At 38.8% G+C, this 20,385-nt stretch carries 20 protein-coding genes and 1 tRNA gene; 6 read left to right on the forward strand and 15 right to left on the reverse strand.

The window, feature by feature from the left end; translation table 11 throughout:
* Window positions 1-21 precede the first annotated feature (21 nt).
* Both mce and FEE95_RS06280 read left to right on the forward strand, forming a co-directional pair.
* Window positions 22-426: a methylmalonyl-CoA epimerase gene (mce, locus tag FEE95_RS06275; RefSeq protein WP_138657026.1), complete on the forward strand. Its 405-nt coding sequence runs from the start codon at window positions 22-24 to the stop codon at window positions 424-426.
* Between the two features lie 70 nt (window positions 427-496).
* Window positions 497-570 (forward strand) — tRNA-Ile (locus FEE95_RS06280).
* A 28-nt stretch (window positions 571-598) separates the two neighbouring features.
* On the opposite strand, the gene FEE95_RS06285 is transcribed toward FEE95_RS06280, so the two are convergent.
* The 11 genes from FEE95_RS06285 to FEE95_RS06335 all read right to left on the reverse strand — a co-directional run bounded on the left by FEE95_RS06285 (window position 599) and on the right by FEE95_RS06335 (window position 11,868).
* Window positions 599-964: a hypothetical protein gene (locus FEE95_RS06285; RefSeq protein WP_138657027.1), complete on the reverse strand. Its 366-nt coding sequence runs from the start codon at window positions 962-964 to the stop codon at window positions 599-601.
* The gene (locus FEE95_RS06290) at window positions 951-1,370 is read right to left on the reverse strand and encodes a hypothetical protein (protein ID WP_138657028.1); all 420 of its coding nucleotides are present in this window, start codon (window positions 1,368-1,370) and stop codon (window positions 951-953) included. The genes FEE95_RS06285 and FEE95_RS06290 overlap by 14 nt, the downstream gene beginning before the upstream one ends.
* Window positions 1,371-1,493: 123 nt before the next feature.
* Complete coding sequence (locus tag FEE95_RS06295) at window positions 1,494-2,333, reverse strand: OmpA family protein (RefSeq protein WP_138657029.1); 840 nt, start codon at window positions 2,331-2,333, stop codon at window positions 1,494-1,496.
* Window positions 2,334-2,456: 123 nt separating this feature from the next.
* Window positions 2,457-2,984 (reverse strand): DUF3575 domain-containing protein, encoded by a 528-nt coding sequence (locus FEE95_RS06300; RefSeq protein ID WP_171036988.1) that lies wholly within the window; start codon window positions 2,982-2,984, stop codon window positions 2,457-2,459.
* Window positions 2,985-3,067: 83 nt separating this feature from the next.
* The gene (locus tag FEE95_RS06305) at window positions 3,068-4,072 is read right to left on the reverse strand and encodes a CE1 family esterase (RefSeq protein WP_138657031.1); all 1,005 of its coding nucleotides are present in this window, start codon (window positions 4,070-4,072) and stop codon (window positions 3,068-3,070) included.
* A gap of 9 nt (window positions 4,073-4,081) precedes the next feature.
* Window positions 4,082-5,086 (reverse strand): CE1 family esterase, encoded by a 1,005-nt coding sequence (locus FEE95_RS06310; RefSeq protein WP_138657032.1) that lies wholly within the window; start codon window positions 5,084-5,086, stop codon window positions 4,082-4,084.
* Window positions 5,087-5,117: 31 nt separating this feature from the next.
* A complete protein-coding gene (locus tag FEE95_RS06315) occupies window positions 5,118-5,927 on the reverse strand; it encodes a hypothetical protein (protein ID WP_138657033.1) in 810 nt (269 codons plus the stop codon).
* Window positions 5,928-6,080: 153 nt separating this feature from the next.
* A complete protein-coding gene (locus FEE95_RS06320; protein ID WP_138657034.1) occupies window positions 6,081-6,830 on the reverse strand; it encodes a LytR/AlgR family response regulator transcription factor in 750 nt (249 codons plus the stop codon).
* Entirely contained in the window at window positions 6,823-8,718 is a 1,896-nt protein-coding gene (locus FEE95_RS06325; protein ID WP_138657035.1) for a tetratricopeptide repeat-containing sensor histidine kinase, read from the reverse strand. The genes FEE95_RS06320 and FEE95_RS06325 overlap by 8 nt, the downstream gene beginning before the upstream one ends.
* A gap of 37 nt (window positions 8,719-8,755) precedes the next feature.
* Window positions 8,756-9,385 (reverse strand): hypothetical protein, encoded by a 630-nt coding sequence (locus FEE95_RS06330; protein WP_138657036.1) that lies wholly within the window; start codon window positions 9,383-9,385, stop codon window positions 8,756-8,758.
* 146 nt (window positions 9,386-9,531) lie between these two features.
* A complete protein-coding gene (locus tag FEE95_RS06335) occupies window positions 9,532-11,868 on the reverse strand; it encodes a carbohydrate binding family 9 domain-containing protein (protein WP_138657037.1) in 2,337 nt (778 codons plus the stop codon).
* 242 nt (window positions 11,869-12,110) lie between these two features.
* Here FEE95_RS06335 and FEE95_RS06340 point away from each other — a divergent pair, with 242 nt between their 5' ends.
* Window positions 12,111-12,566, forward strand: coding sequence for an Lrp/AsnC family transcriptional regulator (locus FEE95_RS06340; protein ID WP_138657038.1), 456 nt, complete (start codon window positions 12,111-12,113; stop codon window positions 12,564-12,566).
* Window positions 12,567-12,649: 83 nt separating this feature from the next.
* On the opposite strand, the gene FEE95_RS06345 is transcribed toward FEE95_RS06340, so the two are convergent.
* Genes FEE95_RS06345 through FEE95_RS06360 form a run of 4 tightly spaced genes read right to left on the reverse strand, consistent with a single transcriptional unit; the run spans window position 12,650 to window position 17,744 of the window.
* Complete coding sequence (locus FEE95_RS06345) at window positions 12,650-13,948, reverse strand: APC family permease (RefSeq protein ID WP_138657039.1); 1,299 nt, start codon at window positions 13,946-13,948, stop codon at window positions 12,650-12,652.
* A 12-nt stretch (window positions 13,949-13,960) separates the two neighbouring features.
* Complete coding sequence (locus tag FEE95_RS06350) at window positions 13,961-14,503, reverse strand: RidA family protein (protein WP_138657040.1); 543 nt, start codon at window positions 14,501-14,503, stop codon at window positions 13,961-13,963.
* 21 nt (window positions 14,504-14,524) lie between these two features.
* On the reverse strand, window positions 14,525-16,588 hold the full coding sequence (locus tag FEE95_RS06355) for an amidohydrolase family protein (RefSeq protein ID WP_138657041.1): 2,064 nt from the start codon (window positions 16,586-16,588) through the stop codon (window positions 14,525-14,527).
* A 34-nt stretch (window positions 16,589-16,622) separates the two neighbouring features.
* Window positions 16,623-17,744: a dipeptidase gene (locus FEE95_RS06360; RefSeq protein ID WP_138657042.1), complete on the reverse strand. Its 1,122-nt coding sequence runs from the start codon at window positions 17,742-17,744 to the stop codon at window positions 16,623-16,625.
* Between the two features lie 330 nt (window positions 17,745-18,074).
* Between FEE95_RS06360 and FEE95_RS06365 the strand changes: the two genes are divergently transcribed.
* The 3 genes from FEE95_RS06365 (at window position 18,075) to FEE95_RS06375 (ending at window position 20,383) form a co-directional block, all read left to right on the forward strand.
* Window positions 18,075-18,272: a hypothetical protein gene (locus FEE95_RS06365; RefSeq protein ID WP_138657043.1), complete on the forward strand. Its 198-nt coding sequence runs from the start codon at window positions 18,075-18,077 to the stop codon at window positions 18,270-18,272.
* 25 nt (window positions 18,273-18,297) lie between these two features.
* Entirely contained in the window at window positions 18,298-19,515 is a 1,218-nt protein-coding gene (locus FEE95_RS06370; protein WP_138657044.1) for a hypothetical protein, read from the forward strand.
* Window positions 19,516-19,651: 136 nt separating this feature from the next.
* Window positions 19,652-20,383, forward strand: a complete 732-nt coding sequence (locus FEE95_RS06375) for a hypothetical protein (RefSeq protein ID WP_138657045.1) — start codon at window positions 19,652-19,654, stop codon at window positions 20,381-20,383.
* Window positions 20,384-20,385 lie beyond the last annotated feature (2 nt).

Below are 20,385 nucleotides of genomic sequence, written 5' to 3' on the forward strand. Positions count from 1 at the left end.
AATACTGTGTATTTTTGCATTATGAACAAAATAGAGCACATCGGAATTGCAGTTAAAAACCTGGATGCTTCAAATCAATTATTTGAAAAATTATTGGGGGTGCCGCATTATAAGATTGAAGAGGTATTATCGGAAGGAGTAAAAACATCCTTTTTCAAAAGTGGCCCAAATAAAATCGAGCTTCTTGAGGCGTCGAATGAGAAAAGTCCCATAGCAAGGTATATCGACAAAAAAGGAGAAGGGGTTCATCATATAGCTTTTGCCGTAGAAGATATTGTAGCTGAAATCGAACGCCTAAAAAATGAAGGGTTTACGGTTTTGAACGAAATACCAAAGAAAGGAGCCGATAATAAGTTGGTGGCTTTCATTCACCCAAAGACGGCGAATGGAGTTTTAGTTGAATTATGCCAAGAAATAAAGGATTAACAAAAGAAATCGTAGTTTGTTTTTGCTTGCAACGATGAAAAATAAGTGGTAATATTGCAGTCCGATTTTCGGTCCTATAGCTCAGCTGGTTAGAGCACCTGACTCATAATCAGGGGGTCCATGGTTCGAGCCCATGTGGGACCACAAAGAGAAGCTGAAAAGCTTCTCTTTTTTATTTTAACGATATCCTTCCGAATTCTATATATTGGTTAAAGGATAGCGTTATAATTTTGGACAATTCGTCGAAAAGCTCATCTTCCACTTGATTAAAATTGAAACAAGATTTTCCTTGCATTCTTTTTTTTAAATCATCTCCTATCGTACTAAGTAAATCGGGATAGTAATATACGGGCATCAAATGAAAGGCAATGTAGTTTTTTTTCACTTGAACCGCAGCGAAGAATTCCCCCTTTTTATTTTTCTCATTTGCGGCTGTGTTGAGATAATAGTTAGTTGGCTTATCGTGCACAACTGAAAGCTGAGGTTCATAAATCTTCAGAAGTGATTTTAATTTATCAAAAAGCTTACTGTTGGTCATTTTCGGTCATTTTAAGTTTGAATACCCTATGCCCAGCCAAAACGAAAGGAACAAATATTAGCAAGCCGACTACGATAAACCAAGTAGGATGAGGTAACGAGAAAATATTTGCTATACCTGAAAGAGTCAATATTCCACCAGCAACATAAGCCAAGACTTTATTGTTTGACTTACCTACGATTTTAATTACCAAACCGCAAATAAAAGAACCGATAGCCCAAGCTAGTAAAACGATTAACCAAAATAGGAAAGGTTGACTATCAAAGAATTCTTTAACCGCTTTGGAATTACTGAAATCTAAGGTCTTAGGAAACGGATGCATAGAAGCATTCAATTTCTCTGCGATTAAGAAAATTAGTACTGCTGATGCTAAACCGAGAACTACCGAAATTATTTTTCTTACCATGTCTATTGTTTTTATTATGAAACAACTTAGTGTTGCTTCTGATTAATTGAAATATGAACAACTATTTTGGGACCAAAAGATTTTTAATATGATTTTTTGCTCACAAGAAATTTATTGTGAGTATTATTTTTTTACCAATTCAACCCTACGATTCAGAGCTTTACCCTCCTCGGTAGTGTTTGTTGCGATGGGCGCAAGCGGCCCGACTCCTTCAGCAAAGAGTCTTTGAGCGTCGATTACATATTTTTGTTCGAGTCTTTGTTTTACTGCTTCTGCTCTATCAAGAGATAGTTTGCTATTAACCCCAAAAGAACCGTCAGAGTCAGTATGACCGACAATCCAACAATTGATTTCTGGGTTTTCCTTTAAGTATTCGCTAATCTGATCAAAAGCAGCTTCGGACTCTGCCTTTATTTCTGATTTGCCAATATCGAAGTAAATACCGTAGATAGCAATTTTTCCGTCAATGTCAATTTTGTTTTTTATAAGCTCTGCATCTATTGTAATATCTTGCCGCATTGCCTCCTCTTCTATGATATAAATGGAATAATCCTTTCCTTTATATCCGGGCTTTATCTGTACCCAAATTTCTTTTTGTTCGTTGTTCTTAAAAGTATAATAGCCGTGTTCATAATTAGATCTTTCAAAGATTATGCTCCCTCCCGCTTTGAGAATTGCCTGGGCGTAGTTTCTCAATATTTGAAGTTTACTGGGACGAGTGGCATCATCCTTTTCCCAATCTTTATGGCGGTATCGAATTGTAAATTTTCTCCCTTCCTTCGGTTGAAGTTTCCGATTAATGTAAAACTTATGAGTGTCGAATTCCACGTTAGAATACTTATAGATATGATAATCTGGCATTCTCGGAAGAAGGTCATAGTCTTTACCATTCTCAACATCTGATTGCGCAAATAGACTTGAATACATAATAGTAAGTAAGCAATAAACAAACAGTTTTTTCATAGTTCAAATAGTTTTGGTTTCTTGAATATTTTAAGAGAATCATTAAGTATTATTTCTGAGTTTTATATTTCTCCCAATCATCTTTATCCCCCCCACACTTTTGAGCGAGGAATAGTATTATCGTTAAAATCGATATCCCATAGACACTCCTCCACGGGATACAGCTCCTAGCCCGCTCGAATTTTCCCCAAAAAGGAAGTTCCAGCCAAATCCAAAATGGGTTTCACATGTAACTCCTTTATTTCCAATAAGAAATTTTCCGCCAAAAGTAATGCCTCCAGCAAAATGACGATAGGTAACAACTTCTATCTCGTTCACTCCTTGAAGAACTTGAAAATCATTTAAGTTCCTTATTTTAGCAATGTCACCAGAATTCAACATCCCAAATCCTTCAATAAAAAAGCCGCGAGCATATTTCCTCGAAAAATACCTTCTAATAAAAGGTGTTATGGAATACTTTCTAAACAACATATCATAAGAAAAGATACCAAGCGTCATTGCTTCGCCTCTGTCAATTCTATACAGAAATCCTAGCCCAAAAGACATGTTTTCATTTGCCAAATATTCGTAGGAGATGTTAGGAGCTTTAAACACAATTACATTAAATACATTCATATTTAGTTCATGTTGTGCAAAGGTGCTTGATTTCACTTGTACTGTTTGAGAGTAGCTTAACATGGTCGATAGAAAAATTGAAGTAAAAACACTTGTTTTTTTCATCGCATCTAAGAGGCTTAATTTCTAGAATGATTTAAAAAAAAGTCGAGTATCATTTCGCTGGCGTTAATCTCTTTACTAAGCTTCCCAACCACTCTATCGGGAAGGTATTGCGCTCCACCTGGCCAGGTATGACCTCCGCCAGTAACCTTTACCAAAACGACTTCAGTACCATCTTCACAACTTTTATAATTTGTTATTTCTACACTGGTACCGTCATTAGGCACTTGGTCTATAATAGCTTCTGTTTCGCCAGGAGTTGCACATTTATTAAAGCCTAAGAACTTCACTATGGATTCATCTGTAGATAATACTTCTCCCCTGCAATCGTCCTCATCAAAAAAATTGTTAATACAGCCCCCATCATAGGGCACCAGTGGGTCTTCCACTCCATTGACCAAAATCAAAGAGACAGGTAAATCAGGAACCTTTGACTCGACAGCTTTTGATATTTGGGCGGTGACAGGGGCAATGGCGGTAATTTTATTGGAAAGATCTAAGGCGAGACGAAAAGACATCAGCCCTCCGTTAGAAATTCCTGTAGCGTAAACCCCATTGGGATCTACTCCGTAGTCTTCAACCATTCGGTCGATAAGCGCAGCAATAAATCCGACATCATCATACATTCTATCATTGCCAAAGTGTTCTGTACGACCATCATTCCATCGTTTGTCAATGCCGTCGGGTGTGACGATTACCATTCCTCTTGATTCTGCTGCCGCTGTTAGGCTTCCGTCCGAAACGTCTATTTCGAAACGACTACCGGTACCACCGCCACCATGAAGTGCCAATACCATAGGTGTAGCATTGCCTTTGTTGAAATTATTGGGCAAATACACCCCGTAGGTTCGTTCTATCCCCTCATGTTTGATACATTTTGCATTAAATTCTCCTAAGACATCTTCATTTGCTTGATTTTTATCTTTTGAGCAGCTTCCACTACTAATTAATACGATAATCAACAAAGCAATGAGACCATGTTTAACTAATTCCATAGACGATAAACCCATTATATTTTTCATAAATTGTTTTTATTTAGTCTTAAAGAAATCCCACACTTCATTAGCCATTTCAATATCGCCGTTTTGCTCTTTTACCATGAAAAGAGCTTTAAAGGCATTGGTGTATCTTTCAGCAATACTTGGTTCAGTATGTCCGCCACCAATTACTTCGTAAAAAGCTACCTCTGTATTATTTGCTCCGTTGGAATAGATATGTTTCTTAACAATGCTGTTATCAGAACTATCCAAATCTGGAAAATCAGTAGTGATGGGAGTAGTATCGGTTTGATTTCTTGAAACCCAATAGTCAATGGTTTCTTGACCAGAGAGAACTTCGCCTCTATTACCTTGATTGGAGCCGCCTAAGCCGACCAAACCACCTTCAATCGGATTTATAGGATCATCGGTTCCATTCATGATAAGCGCTGAAATTGGCATGGTGGAATTTGAACATTGGGAATTAACCGGGTTGGAAGCCACTATTGCGGCGAATGCTGTTAGCTTATCCGGAATTTCATGAGCCAAGCGCATGGCCATATGCCCCCCATTTGAGGTACCCACAGCATAAACTTTAGACGCATTGCCTTTATATGTATCAAGAACAACATCTATGAGCGTGCTACTGAAGAGCGCATCATTTGAATCAGGATTGCCACCAGCATCATTTCTACAATCATTCCATCCGTTATCCCCTGTTGAACCCTCTAAGCCTTTAGGGATTACCAAAATGATATTTTCTTGTTCAGCAATAGACAACCAAACTTTATAAGGCGCTTTGATATCTCTATTAAATAATCCGCCGATACCTATGAGCTGGTCATTGTCACTTTTATTCCCATGAAAAAGAAATACCACGGGTACATTTTCAGAGTTTTGAGGAATATATAAATGGTATTCTCTTTCTTCGCCAGAAATATCGATTTTTAGATTTTCTAATAAACCTTTGGCAGAATCCTGTTCGATCGGGGTATCGTCATCTTTTTTGCTGCAGCTTAGTGCTAAAAACAATACGATATAAAATGGAATTAATTTCATGTCTTTTCTTTTAAAGGTTCAAGTCGCTTATTTATCGCACAAAAGTGATATTGCTCGAAGCGGTGACTTCGCCTGATGTATTAATACACGTAATAGAAGCGATATATGAGTTTCCTGAAACCAACCGTTGTGCAGGTATAGTTTCACCGATTCCTTCTCCATAGATAATGGAATTGCTTGTCGAGATACCACTCCACATGAGGCACTCTTCTAGGTCCAAATTTTGTTCCAAACATTCCGCATCAATAAAAACAACGCTGTAAGTTAAACCAGAACCGTTTCCCGCATCCCAATTCAAAGCAATAGGATCGGAATCTTTATTAACGGTAGCATTCAGCTCTTCGTTATTTCCTGTCTTTTGTAAAGTCCATGTGCCATTTGACGCCACGTAATAGCTAAAATCCTCATCACAAACGATTTCTACTTTACCAGCGTCATTGATATAAGTTCCCTGATACATTTCATCGCCAACTAACTGACCAAGGTAATCTCCGCCAACATTTTTACCATCTGCATTACCTGACCAAGTCCCATCTAGATTTCCATTGCTGGCAGTACCTGTGACCCGACCTATATCTACACCGCCTTCGCAACCACTGTAGGAGAAATATAGTTCTCCCTCAAAATTTCCAGAATCTGGTATTTTCAAATAAATAAATCCGGCTAACGGATCTTCAGGGTTCGTGAGGGGGTCTTCTTGATAATATCCGAACCAAAAGTCAGTCAATAATTCTGGATTTGGTAAGGGTGCTACCAGTTCTCCTTCAGTATCATCACAAGAAATTGTCGCCAGCGTAACCAAGGGGATAAAAAGCATTTTAAAAATCGTCTTTTTTTTCATTGCGTAGTATTCCAAAAGTTGCCAATAGTCTTATGACTGTTGGCATAATGTCTAACTCTTAATTTACTGTAATAGATATAGTTGTGGAAGAACCAATTAGAATTCGATAGGTTCTAATTAGAATATGAATGTTCGTTGAATTTGTTGGTTAATTCATCGATTCAAAAAATCGACCAATGCGCTCCTTTTTCTTTGCGCTACGGGAAGTGAAATGTCATCAAGGAGTACAATCATGTCCTTTTTTTTGTCAAATGACAGCACATACTTTAGATTTACGATATAGCTTTGATGCACCCTGAAAAAGCTCTGTTCTTGTAGCCGCTCATCAAATGATTTCAAGGTTTTTGAAACTAAGATTTTTCGCCCATTCTTCAAATTGAAGTTTGAATAATTATTATCTGAATTGATATAGATGATGTCCTCAAGATTTATAATATGAACCGCCTCTAGGTTCTTTAAAACCAACTTTTTCTGGTCATTGTTCTTGCCGTAATTATGGAAAAATGCCTCTAGTTGTTTGTGGTATTGTTGATTTTGAAGTTCGTTGATTATTTTTTTAATAGAAATAATAAGGTCTTCCGGAAAGATAGGTTTTAACAGAAAATCAAGAGCACTGAATTTGAAGGCCTCTACAGCATATTCATTATGGGCCGTAACGAATAGAATTTTAAATGATATAGTATCCAACTCTTTCAAAAGGGTAAATGCGTTGCCATCCTCAAGATTGATATCAAGTATCACAAAATCAGGTTTTAATCTTTGTAATTCCCTTTCAGCTTCCCGAACAGAAGGTATTGCAGAAAGTATGGTAACCTCTGAAAAATTTGCTGCAATCACATTCTTTATAAAATCCGAACTGCTGATATCATCTTCGACGATTACACATGTGAAGAAATTACTCATGATTTAAAGATACCCCTATTTTCTTATGGTAATATGGAAATGTCAAAGTAACTGTTGTTCCGGATGTGTCGGAAGTAGTTTGCATTTTACATGCATACCCTTTTGTTTTTTGAAGGTTGATTATTCTTTCCTTAAGAATATCGGTACTCATCGAACGATGTAATTTAGAAGAATCATTAGATGATTCATTTGAAAAGCCAATACCATTGTCTTTCACCAAAAAAACGAGATTGTTTCCTTTTTTCTGGTAACTGACGTTAATACTGCCATCTTTCCGATTCTTCATTCCGTGTATAACAGCATTTTCAACGAAAGGTTGTGTAAACATGGGCGGTATGAGGATTTGCGAATCTATGTCTTCTGCAATCGAAACTATGGCGTCGAATTTTTCGTTAGAACTAAGACGTTGTAGGGTCAGATATTCTCTTATTGCATTTGCATCATTCTCAACGGTTATCAGATCTTGATCCGAACTTTCTAAAATAGATCGCATTAGTTTACTGAAGCTATTGATATAATTGGATAACTTCTTTTTTTCATCGGCATAATTAAAACCTTGCATGCTATTTAAGGCATTGAACAAAAAATGAGGATTTAGCTGCGTACGCAATAGTCGATGCTTAATAAGGGCCGCTTTAAGTTGTTGACCACTTTTTTGATTTTTATAAATAACAATGCCAAGTAGCAGTAAGAAGAAGGATGATAGACCTATAGCCCAAAGCATATGGCGTTGGGTTTTGATTTTGGATTGACTTAGCTCGTTTTTTGTGTTGAGTAAATCGAGGGCCTGAGCATTTTTTTCAGTTTCATACCTACGAATTACCGAGCTAATACTATCCCTTTCCAGTAGCATGATGCCATTAAGGGAATCACTTATTTTCTTATGCATTTGGCCGAATTGCCATGCAGACCTATGGTCGTTTAGATTACCGTAGGCATCACTCAGGTTATTATAGACCAATGATTTTAAAGTTGGACCGGCCTTAGGAGACACTTCTTTCAAATATGTAATGGCCTTACTATACTCTTCCTTTTGCAAATGAGCATACCCAAGGTTGTTGAACAGAATATCAGTGTTTTGTTTGAGTTTTTCTTTTATCTCTATTCCTTTCAAGGCACTTTCAATAGCGTAATCATAATTTTTGGCGCCTAAATAACTATTGCACAGGTTAGAATACACGAATCCCATATAAATAGGGCTATTGATTTTTTCGGCAAGGGAAAGGGCTTCTTTACCTGTAATAATAGATTTTTCAAAATCTTTTGTATCACCATAAATTCCTGTTAGGTTCCCTAGTACCTGAAGTTTTAATACTTGATCTTCTTCAGCATGTTTTTTAGCTTTTTCAAAGAACAATATGGCTTCATTAAAGTTTTTTAATCTGCTATACACAATGCCGATATTGGAAGTTACTTTAGCAATTCCTAAACTATCATTTTCTTGTTCGTATATTTCTAAGGCATTCAGATATAGGGAAGTAGCTTTGTCATAGTTCTTTTGATAAATATTTAGGTTCCCCAAATTTTGGTAAGTTTTAGCAAGAATTTCAGATGTTAATTGAGGTTCTTTTAAATTTTCTTTGAGGAGCAACTCAGCCTTTTCGAAATCTTGTGTTGATAACAGAATACCTGCTTTTTGCAGGCGTACCCGGGGTAATTGTGTTTGACTTTTTAAACTCGTAACGATTTGTTCAGCTTGTATTGCATAGTTTAGCGCACTGTCTAGGTGAACTCTTGCATAATGCTTAGACAGACTAAGAGCTGCTTCAAGCCTAAGTGAATCTGAAGAGCTAGAATTTAAAGTTGTTTTTAATTCCGCCACAGACTTTTGCCCCAGGACTACCTGAAAACAAAATAGGAGAAGTAAACCGCTGATTTTCCAATTCATACAATAGGATGCTATCCCAAAAATAGAAAATCCTTTTTCAACCTATCTTTTTGGTGGGATAAATCACTTTTCCAATTCCGGATTTTATTAAAAACTCTATACGTAGTTGCAAATTAATCGGCTCCTCTTCCAACTGCTTCGAATAAAAAAGACATCCTTGAGTCTTAATGAATAACTCATTTATGGCCACCTTCTGAGGACATTCCCTCTGATTCCGTAACTCTTGATTGTAAGTTTTCAGTTTGGGCAAAGACAAACCAATGCTATCCAAAAAGGCTAGCAGTTTGTTTCTATTAACGCTAATGATTTTTGCGTTTGTGAACCCTTGTTCAAAGTCCGTAGGATGGACGGTATAAATACCAATTACTAGAAAATAATGGGTCGTGATTTTATTCTCGTCCAAAAGCCAACCTTCCTTTTCAATTCCTTTCTTGAGATAGGAGAGTTCGAAAGTAAAAGTGGGTAGAATGACATTCGGGTAATACAACTGCGCTTTCTCGTCGATATAAAATCGCTTGCCCTTATGTTTATATACAAGGTCGACACCCTTCTTCTTAAGTTTTAATTCATGAATTCTTTCAAACTTTAACTGTAACTCAATGTACTTTGCATCTAAAAAAGACGCCAGTAGTTTTTCTTTTGCAAGATCTCCTATGAACAATGACATTTCACATAATGTAAGAAAAATCTTTAAATATAAAGAAAATGATTAACTGGAAAATTGACTATCATCAATTGCTAGTTAGTTGCATTATAATTCATCTAGGGCTTCAGCATAGCGTGTATAATTGATTCAACTACGAGTGCATTCGTTTACAACTGAAAAGTATAGGTATACTTCAATTGAATATTCTGATAATTAGTGCTTCGCAAAAAGGGTTGAACCCGACCCACATCTTGGTTGAAATCTCCATTGTAAACGAGGTAGAAGTCGGTGCCTTCTTTCGGGTTATAACGCAATCTGAAATTGCTTGCATATGTTTTACTTAAGCTGTTGTATTGCACTTGAGAACTCATTGTTAATTTTGTACTGAAGGTGTATAAGAGTTTGAGGTTCGCAAGTGTAATGTCTTTATTAATATTCCTGCTGTTAAATGACAACTTATTATATGAAAGACTTCCCTGTACGATAAAATCAGGAGTAATGTTCATAAACGGTGCTACACTAAGCGTAGTTTTTTTACCATCATAAAAATTTCCGATGTCAAGTGTTGTGGCATATGATATGCGTTGTGCCACAGGACTTACCAAGGAGGCACTTACCGAGTTAAAATTATATTCGCCTGGATCTAAGGTAATACCCCCTGCCAATTGCAAAGGGTCAAGTAAAAACTCTTTATTCGTTTCTACGGCAATCGTATAGTTCCATCCAAGTTTAGTTAGTAATTGGAAACCCAGCTGATTGTTTCTTGATTCCAATACTTTGGAGGTATTCCCCCAGATAGATGTACTGCTCACAGTTGGTCCGTATTGAACAATTTTTGATTCAGCACTAGGGAATATATTATAGGCGAACGTTGCTCCTAATTGGCTGTAATCCAATCTTCTTTCAAACCCTATTTTGGGTAGATAGTCCTTCCCTGTTCTGCCATAATTGAGTGTGTACACAAGACCATTTTGAGAACGCTTATTTAGTTGCAAAAAATATTTAGAATTGTCGGATTCTGTATCTTCAAAATGATTATCAAAACTTTGTGCCCATCGTGCCGAAAGATAGTTTTCGCCAAATAATTTGATGTTTGTGTCGATACCATAAACCGTATTATTGTTGCCCTTGAAATCGGTTCGATTGGTAACTATTATGCCTAAATTAGAGTTTTCATTAAGAATTCTTGTTCGTATCCGAAAAATTCCGAAATTTTCCGAGGCGATATCATCTTGAGCGGCGGTTTGCATGTTTATGAACCCGGCTTCCCATTTTCCAAATTTGGCTACGGTTCGTAATCCTCCGTAAATTCGAGTTTGCCGTCCATTTACAATACCTATTTGTCTACTATAAAATACTTTATCGAACGCTCCGAAATTGAAATCGAACAGGCTGGCCCTTTCCTGAAAGAACAGTCTTTTCTCCGGAAAAAATAAATTGAACCGACTTAGATTCACTTGCTGGTCATCTACTTTTACTTGGGCAAAATCGGTATTCAAGGTGATATCCGCTATGGCATTACTGCCAAGACCGATTTTGGCATCTAAACCAATTTCACGTATGAAGGCCTCCTCTGATTCGTACTGCTGCATATCTTCAGAGAGTATACTATTGCTTTCCCCACCAGTTAAAATATAAGGGGCAATGCGAAATGGTTTTTTTTCATCAATGTCTTCGAAAACAAAGCGCTGGGTTAATGAAGGTCGAAATGAACTACCTGTACTAAGATCTCTCGGTGGGTAAATATCAGTTTCATCATTTCTAGCGAGATACCGCCAAGTGGTTATCCCCATAACCGTTTTACCATCTACGGACTCAAAGGGTAAGCTTGAAAACGGAATTCTGATTTCGGCGAACCAGCCGGCTGTTGTTATTTTCGATGCGCCATCCCAAAAGGTATTCCAGCTCAAATTAAATGCATTTGGACCTACAATATCATTCGATAAAGCCATATCCAATCGTGCTCCAGTGGGGGTAACAAAGAATGCCAGCGCATTCTCTCGGTCATTATAGGTGTCTATAAGTAAACCACACCATTCTGTATTTTCAGTAAGGTCATCGCGCCTTTTAACGTTGGCGTTTATCTTATTAGGCTCCGTATCAAATAGTCTTCCTGATAAATAGAGGTACTTGTCGTCGTAGGCAATTCTAATTTCCGTTTTTTGAGTGGGCTCATTTCCGGCGTTTGGCACCTTTTGCGTACTATGTAATGGCTCAATAGTATCCCAAAAGGGCTCATTGACTAAGCCATCTATGACCACCTTATCCGTGATTTTTACGACCTTTTTAATTGAACTAAAATCATGGCTTTTGCGAAAATCTTTTTTGGAGTCTGACTGTTGCTCTAATTGAGATACTTCTTGACTATAAGAAATTGATGTTCCTGTAAAAAATAGCATCACCAATAACTTAATGACAGCCCTTGATTTTGAATCCCGATTATAGAATCTTGTTATAATTACTTCGCGAAACCTTCTTTTGATATGAATTATCCGTACAATCATAATATGAAGCTTTGATTATTTTATACTTCAAAATTAGATTGTATATTATACTTATATATTAATAATATGAGGTAATATGTACTTTATAATTAATTAAATATTGTTATATGTATTATTTTAGTTAAAAAGTTAATTTGACCTATTTATATTAACTTAAATATAAATAATGCCGTTTAATATTTAGTGTTATTTACATAATTAAAAATATATTAAGTATATTTGAACATATAATATAAGGTATCATGCAAATAGATAAATTGAATTGGGCCATTCTTACCGAGTTACAAAAGGATGCAAGAATGGCCGTTAAGGATATTGCCAAAACTGTTGGCTTATCGTCGCCTGCAGTTTCAGAACGTATTCAGAAATTAGAAGATTTGGGTATTATTGAAGGCTATACCGCCAAGATTAATATTGAAGCATTAGGATATCCTTTAGCAGTATTTATCTCTATTAAAGTACGGTACGGGCAGACGCAAAATTTCATGGAATTTGTCAATACCGTACCTGAAATATTTGAGTGCCATCAACTAACGGGGCGTGATTGTATGCAAATGAAGGGCTATGTAAAAAACCCCAGCCATCTTCAAAATCTCAATAGTAGGCTGTCCGCTTATGGCGAAATGACTACGTCACTTGTTTTATCTTCTGTGATTTCAGATAAAGTATTGGACGGGGAAATGCCTTTTCCAGGATAAGTTTACTAAAGGCCCAGTCTGATATTTATCTTTTGAATACCAGTATTTGGCTTCAACAATGTATTATTCCCACTTCGTATTTCTCACCCCGTACCTCGTACTTTAGAATTCCGCTTCGACATAAAGTAAGTCCCTATTCCCGTGACTACAAAAAGCAATCCAATTGTACTTTCCTTAGGCCGTTCAAAAAGCATATAGCCCAATATCCATATACTGAAAAGGATAAAGGCGATTTGTAGCAATGGTTTAAATGGACTCTTATAAGCACCGGTTCTTCCCTTTAACCAAAAGATAGAGGCAACGGTTAAGGTTCCCATAAGCTGCAGTACAAAACTGGCATATAACAATACTTCTTCAAACGTACCGGTCATGGTGAGGAGAATGCTCACCCCAGCCTGAAACCAAAGGGCGCGAACGGGAATGCCATTCGTATTTTTTACGGATAGTTTACGCCATAGCGAATGGTCCTTGGACATGGCAAAAGTAACTCTAGACCCAATCCATAGATACCCACTTACGGTGGCGATGAGCTGAATGGCGATAAAATAGCTGACCCAACGACCGCCTTCCGTACCAAATAGGTTTTTGAAGGCAATAAAGGCCACTTCTACATTTCCGGAGAGCTGTTCTACCGAGGCGTGTTTTAAGAATACCACTTGTATGAGCACGAAGAGCAGGGTCACGAAAACCGTACCGATAATCAAAGCCTTGGGTAAATTGCGCCGCACATCTTTGATTTCGTCAACAATATAGGCCGCTGCATTCCAGCCGGTATAGGCATAGGTAACATACAATAAGGAAACCGCAAAACCAGGCAGTAAAATTTCTTCTTGCCATGAGCTACTCAGGTCAATGGCGTTTTCTTGAACAGGGGCATAAACAAACCCAAGAGTAATTAGAAGCAGCAGAAATCCGATTTTGATGGCTGTGGAAATATTATGAAATTTCCCGCTTTGACCAATACTAAAGGAATGCATAGCAGCTAAAATCAAGATGACCGCCACCCCAAACCAATCATTGAACAGCGAAGGATTGATAGGACTCAAATAACTCTTCATCGCCATCACTGAAATCGCAATTGGGGCTGTAAAACCTACGGTCAATGATATCCAAGCATAGACATAGCCTACCAAAGGGTGTATCAATTTGGAAAGAAAAATATAGTCCCCGCCTGATTCGTCAAAATTGGTGCCGAGTTCGGCGTAGGTAAATGCACCTATGAGAGCGAATACGCCACCTAATACCCAAATCAAGACAATACTCCAGGTATTTTGAATATCGACTAGTTGAAAGCCCAGACTGGTAAATACCCCAGTACCAATCATACTGGAGATGACCAAAGCAGCAGCGGTTTTCCAGCCTATTTTTTGTTTTGGGTTCATAAGATTATAGAGCTACTCATATACCTCTACCACCAGCTCTATTTCTACAGCTTGTCCTCTGGGCAACGATGCCATACCTACCGCAGCTCGAGCATGTCTACCTTTCTCTCCAAACACTTCTACCATCAAATCTGAAAAGCCATTGATGACTTTTGGTTGATCTACAAAAGACGGATCACAATTCACCATTCCCAATACTTTAACGATGCGCTTTACTTTGTTGAGATTGCCTAACATATCCTTGAGAACCGAGAGTTGATTAATGGCGGTCAAACGCGCACCTTCATATCCTTTTTCTATAGAAATATTTTGCCCCAGTTTTCCGGTAATCTCTGTGCCATCTGCGTAACGCGGTCCTTTCCCAGCTAAGAATATTAGATTACCAGCGCGTACGCCATTGACATAATTTGCAACGGGTTGTGGTGGCGTAGGAAGGGTAATACCGAGTTCCACAAGTTTTGCCTCAGGGTCATAATCCGCTTCTGGTGTTGACTGCGTTAGCCCTATGGATATAAAACATAGCGTACATAGTAAGGATAGATAAAAGGTCTTCATAAGATGGTTATTTTAGGTGGATTAATTTTTTCTTGGTTCGAAATCGGCGGCCTCCCATAAAGGATTACTTTGATAATAATTGCCATTGGTAAGTACCGCAGAGACGGTTCTAATATTTGATAGGTTTTCCAAAGGATTCTTATCCAATATCGCGATATCCGCCTGCTTGCCAACTTCTAAAGTTCCCGTTTCTGCGCCCATACCCATCGCTCTTGCAGGAATTATTGTAGCCGTTTGTAGCGCTTCAAAAGGGGTTAAACCTCCTAAGGTATTGTAAGTTTCTAATTCCAGATATAATCCAAAAACAGGAACGAAATTATCCGTTCCCGCCACAATCGGAACCCCTGCTCTAAATAAATGACCAACGATTTCAGCGCCTTTGGTATATCGCGCTATTCCTTTTTTTGAGGCTTCGGGGCGCTTTCCTTTCCGAAGTCTTTTGCCCTCCCAAAGCTCATAAGCGATACGACCAGCATCAGGTTCTATGGTTTCTAATGGATTGCCCTCAGAAAGGTTAAGAATTTTTCGAATATTCAAAGTGGGGTCTAAGGTGATTTTATTTTCTAAAAAAAAGTCAATCGCTTTTTGAATGCGATCCGTAGATACTTCTTGGTTTTCCAATAGATCTTTTACGGCCTGAACTTTTGATTTTTCAGGAAATAATGCCGAGTAAATGGCCCTGTCATGACTAAACATATCCATCCCTAGGTTTATAGCATTTGCGGTGGTGCCAACTGCTGCGGGCACATGCCCCGTTACGGTCATTCCTTTTTTGTGCGCTTCTTCAGTCAGTACTTTGAGTACATCGGGAGTTATCGAATTATATATTTTTATTTGTTTGTAACCTTTACTGAAATACCTGTCAACCACTTCTCGGGCTTCTTCGGCATTGGTAGCGCGAACAATTCCATTTCCTTTGGCCCCAGCTCCATCGGTCATACCTGCCAATAAAATATCAGGACCAAGGAGACTATCGTTGGCGATTCCATCGCGAAATGAAGTTGCAAATTCAATTTCATTGCCATTGTCACGAATGGTTGTAACGCCACCCGCCAAGTAGGCAGGTGCCCATTGTACTTGGTTGGAATGGGCATGCATATCCCACAACCCTGGGATTAGTGTTTTATCGGTAACATCAATAACCTTGGCATCTTCAGGAATCGCTACAGTTGAACGACTTCCTATCGCTGTAATTTTACCATCGTTAACGAGTACAGTCATATTTTTTTGAGTGGCATCGGTCAAACCATCAACTACATCGCCACCCACCAAAGCAACGCGTTTAGACTGTTCTCCTTGTAAGGCTTTGGTATATTCCTTCAGCGCATCTAGTTGTTCTGTTGCATGCCCGGCTATAAAAAGAGGCATAGCTTCTTCATAGCCCTTTTTGATAACTTCCCTTATTTGTGTATTTGCCTTTACAAGTGCTACTAGGTTTTTATCGGCATCGACCCATATCGTGCGACCACCCCAATTAATTCCTTCTACCACATATCGGTCAAGCCGCACCTCTTTACCAGCAATGCTGGCAATATCTGTTCCTGTATGTAACATGGAAACTTCACCACGAGGGAGGGTTGGAATTTTGAGATCACCTCCCTGCTGGAATATATATTGATACAACATGATTTCGATGCCCGCGGGAATGGTGCTGTGCAACGGAAAAAAATTGTCAGGAGTTTTATGAGTAACGACATCATAATGCTTTTCCCAAACGGAAACACTATCAGCCTTCAATTCCATTTTGAAAATATTGGTCGTGTCCTCTTCAACAATTCTTCGACTGAAATAGGAGATTGGCGATAGATTCATCCCCAATTGTAATTCAGCTTGCACCCCTGAAATTCTTCCACGCTCGTTTTCACCTTGTAGTGATTTGACCCGAATAGATACCCCTTCCTTTTTGATGGAATAGGACTCCTCACCAATTTGTGATTGTCTTCGATAAATCAAAAATGTACCTTCTTCATCGATGTTTTCCCATGGACTGGGAGTTTCGGAACATCCTGATAAAATCATCAAGAGTAGGAGGGCTAATAATTGTTGGAGTCTTTTGATATTGAATTGTAAAAAAGTTATACGCATACTATCTTTTAAATTTTCGATGGAAAATCAGCATTTAGGGTTTTAATGTCTCTCTAAAAAATCGCAGCCAGTTCTGACCTAATATTTTTTCAATTTCGCCTGTGCTGAAGCCTCGTTGGTCTAGTAAGCGGGCAACATTTCGATATCGATCTGGAGTATCTAATTCTGGAATCCAAGGTGGCCATTGCACTTTATAGGAAGGCTTGAATCGCGTTAGTCTCGGCTCATACCAATTCTCTTTTGTAGCCCCTGTTGCTTGTAACCCTTGAACGGCAAAATCAGCTGCCAAAGCCACATGATCTATTCCCCCAATCTTAACCGCATGTTCAATATGGTCCATATACGTTTCTAAGGTAGTTTCAGTGCCTAAATTAGGTCCGATCATATAGCCGAGGCATATAATACCTAGTACGCCGCCCTTATCCGCCATGGCTTTAATTTGTGCGTCGGTTTTTGCACGGGGATGATTTTTATGTAGGGCTTCACACATCGAATGGTTAATGGAAACAGGACTCCTGCTGAATTTGATACCGTCATTAGTTGTCGCCTGACCGCAATGGGATAGGTCAACGATTATACCCAGATCATTCATTCGTTCGACCACTTCGATCCCGTAATCAGATAAACCCGCATTGGTGCGCTCGGTGCAACCATCACCAACTAAGTTGCGCGGATTATAGGTCAACTGTATCCATCGGGTACCTGCTTGATACAAGATATCCATATTGTCTAGGGACTTTTCAAGCGGAGTGGTATTCTGAAAACCCATCATTACTGCCGCTTTGCCTTCTTTCTTAGCTCGGATAAAATCTTCGGCACTGGTTGCCTTGATAAACCGATCGGGGTTGTTTTTGATACGCAAATGCCATTCTGACAACGAAGCGAGTGCGCTTTGGAGGCTGCGAGAGTCTAATGAGGCATTAAAACCGGTATAACCCGATTTTACAAGTGCCTTGTCCGCTACTTCATTCCAATTTCGGGTAATAACAAGACCATCGATGACAATGGCCTTATCATAAATTTCATTGATGTTTTCCAATAAAAAGGTGGAGGCCAAAGCGTTCATGTTTCCCCCGGTGATACTGCTCAGTGCCTGTTGCGGTATAAGTGCAGCAAGAGGTAAGGTTTTTATAAAATTTCTGCGGCTGGTTGACATACGGTATTTTGCTCCTCAAATTAGCACAATTTCATGCAACTTCGATAGGTAAGCCAAAGTTTTCTAGCATTTTACCACGTAAAGGAAAGGTTCACAATGATGAGAAGAAATATAGATTCGCGGCTCAAACGCCATAAGTAAAACCACTTATAACAGCAAACATCCCGGCGGAAATCATACTTGAGATGACCAAAGCTGCCGCCGTTTTCCAGCTTATTTTTTGTTTTGGGTTCATGAAGGCATGAATATAGGTTTTCTGTTTCTTAAAAATAAAATGTCCCCAAATTTCTTTTTGCGCGATATACCTAAAAACCGCATAAACACATTAGTATGAAATTAGGACGAAATCTCTTCAAAAAGGACCAGTCGATTTGGGGCAAGCCCATTATCGCCTACGATGAAACAAAAATGGACACGCTGTTTTCAGAAATTCATCAAGCTGAAAATGGCGAGCAAGTGCCACTACCTGTGACAAAAGGCCCCAATGTTTCGCTAGAAACTGAGCTCTATTTAATGCTGCATTCGTAACACCGTGCACTAAACACCCAACATCATGGTATTTACAAATCAAGAGCTAAAGAATATGGCCTATCGCTCAGCGAATCTGGGCATGCTGCCACAGGAAGATTTTATTTTGGACGAAAAGAAGATTATCAATGGGTATAAAACCCAAAAGTATGGTCTGAACGAACGTATCGGCGAACTGGGCGAATCCCTCTCCGACCATATTCGTAAAATGGATATTGTAAAGGGGCAACTCTCCAAAGAGATTGTTGCGTCGAATAAGTCCAATACAGCGGCTATCGAACAAGAGCTAATTCATCAAAAAGGGCTCATCACCCATCAAAAAACGGACATCAAAAACCATATTCGTCGTTGTCAACTCAATGGCGATACCCTAGAAAGCAAGTATAATGTTGATGAAATCAACAGTGCTGAAGATTTCGAACCGGTGAAGGAACAACCGAAACCGAAAGTGAAAACCAAAGACGGCCCTAAGAGAATACCAATATGGTTACTTTATGTTATCGAAGTGATTTTCATTTTCGGCGAAGGGGTGTTGTTCTACAACATCTTGACCGAAACCCATGACCTTCCAGAGATTATTTTGCGGAGCGTATTTTTTATTCCCATCGTCTTTGCTGCTAGTTTTTTGACCTCCCGAAAGATTCCGTTGCGCTGGGTATGGCTTCCTACACTTTTGATTCTAAGCGTCTATGCCATACTGACCTTTACGGTGATGGAATGGTTCTTCGAATCCCAAGCTTTGGATGTTACCCTTACCTTCACCGACTTTTTTATCAAAAACGGATTCCTGATTCTCGGTGCGGTCATGATGGTGACGCTGGCCCTGTTCTTATCCAATGCGGTGAAGAGTATTTACAATCGTGCCGATGCCAAGGTGAAAGTCAAGAAACCCATAGTGGAAAAAATAGAAACCATAAAAGAAAAGTCCCCACAACAAATGGATTTAGATTTGAAATTCCGCGAACTTAAAGGAGCCTTCAAACGTCTTAAGAAGTTGGAAAATCAACTAATAGAATCCCACGAAATAGGAAAAAACGAATTCAAACGCATTTTAGGTGATGTGACGGTACTTGAGCAAAAAGCAAATGGTGTTTCCGAAAAAATCGGGGAATGCGAAAAAGAACTGAGCACTTTGGAAATCAATTCCTTTGAAGAACTCAGCAAGTATCGCGAGCATTTTGAGAATTATTGCGATGGCAATCAAATTATACAATGGAAAAAGTTTGATTTTACGGAGGTGTGAAGGTAGAGTTAATTGTAACTACACTGTCAGTTCGAGCGGAGTCGAGAACCATCACGGTACTGAGGCCGCTCTCGCATCTCGACTCCGCTCGAACTGACAGATACTTTCACGGCACAAAGATTTAAAAAAAACAAAAATGAAAAAACAAATCATATTAAGCACCCTAGCAATCGCAACACTACTATTCACAAGCTGCGAAACGGAGTGCAAAGAGGTTACCACCAAAAACATCACGGTTTTGGTCGATGCCACAGATTCACTACTAATCGATAGAGCGAAGCATGAACTGCGCAAGGAGAATTTTGAATACCTAATCAATCAAGAATTGGGTCTGACGGAGAGTCCAAAGTGCTTTACGGTCAATTACGATTTCGGAATTATTTCTACCCACAGTTATTACAACCCTACTTCAACGGCTCTTTCACATACCGACTGGGGGAAGGCACGAAATAAGTTGGTGATCGGGTGGCGCGATTTTTATGCCTCCCATGAGGAAAATCTCAAAAGTTTGGATTCTATCAATCAAATGGAAAGCACTTCGCTCTTTCCGACTTTAATGAAAGCCATCAACAAAACCGATGGTACCATTATCGTGGTGAGCGATTTAATTGAGAACAATCCAGTGGTGAATTTTTATAAAAATCCACCCACAACGCCTGAGCAAATGGAAAAAACGTATACCGAAATGGTTAGCTACTATTTACCTGATCGTGTAAGAAAAGGGGCGGACCGTGAAGTTGTTTTTATCGTAATGTCTGAACCCAAAAATTCGGGAGTCGTGCATAAAGCACGCGCCTTTTGGAAATACGCCCTTGAAGAACACATGGGACTCAATGTAACTTTTGCCGACGGAATCTCAACCATCTAGCT

Origin of the sequence: Maribacter algarum (ex Zhang et al. 2020) (assembly GCF_005885635.1) — a bacterium.
GTDB classification, from domain to species: domain Bacteria; phylum Bacteroidota; class Bacteroidia; order Flavobacteriales; family Flavobacteriaceae; genus Maribacter_C; species Maribacter_C algarum.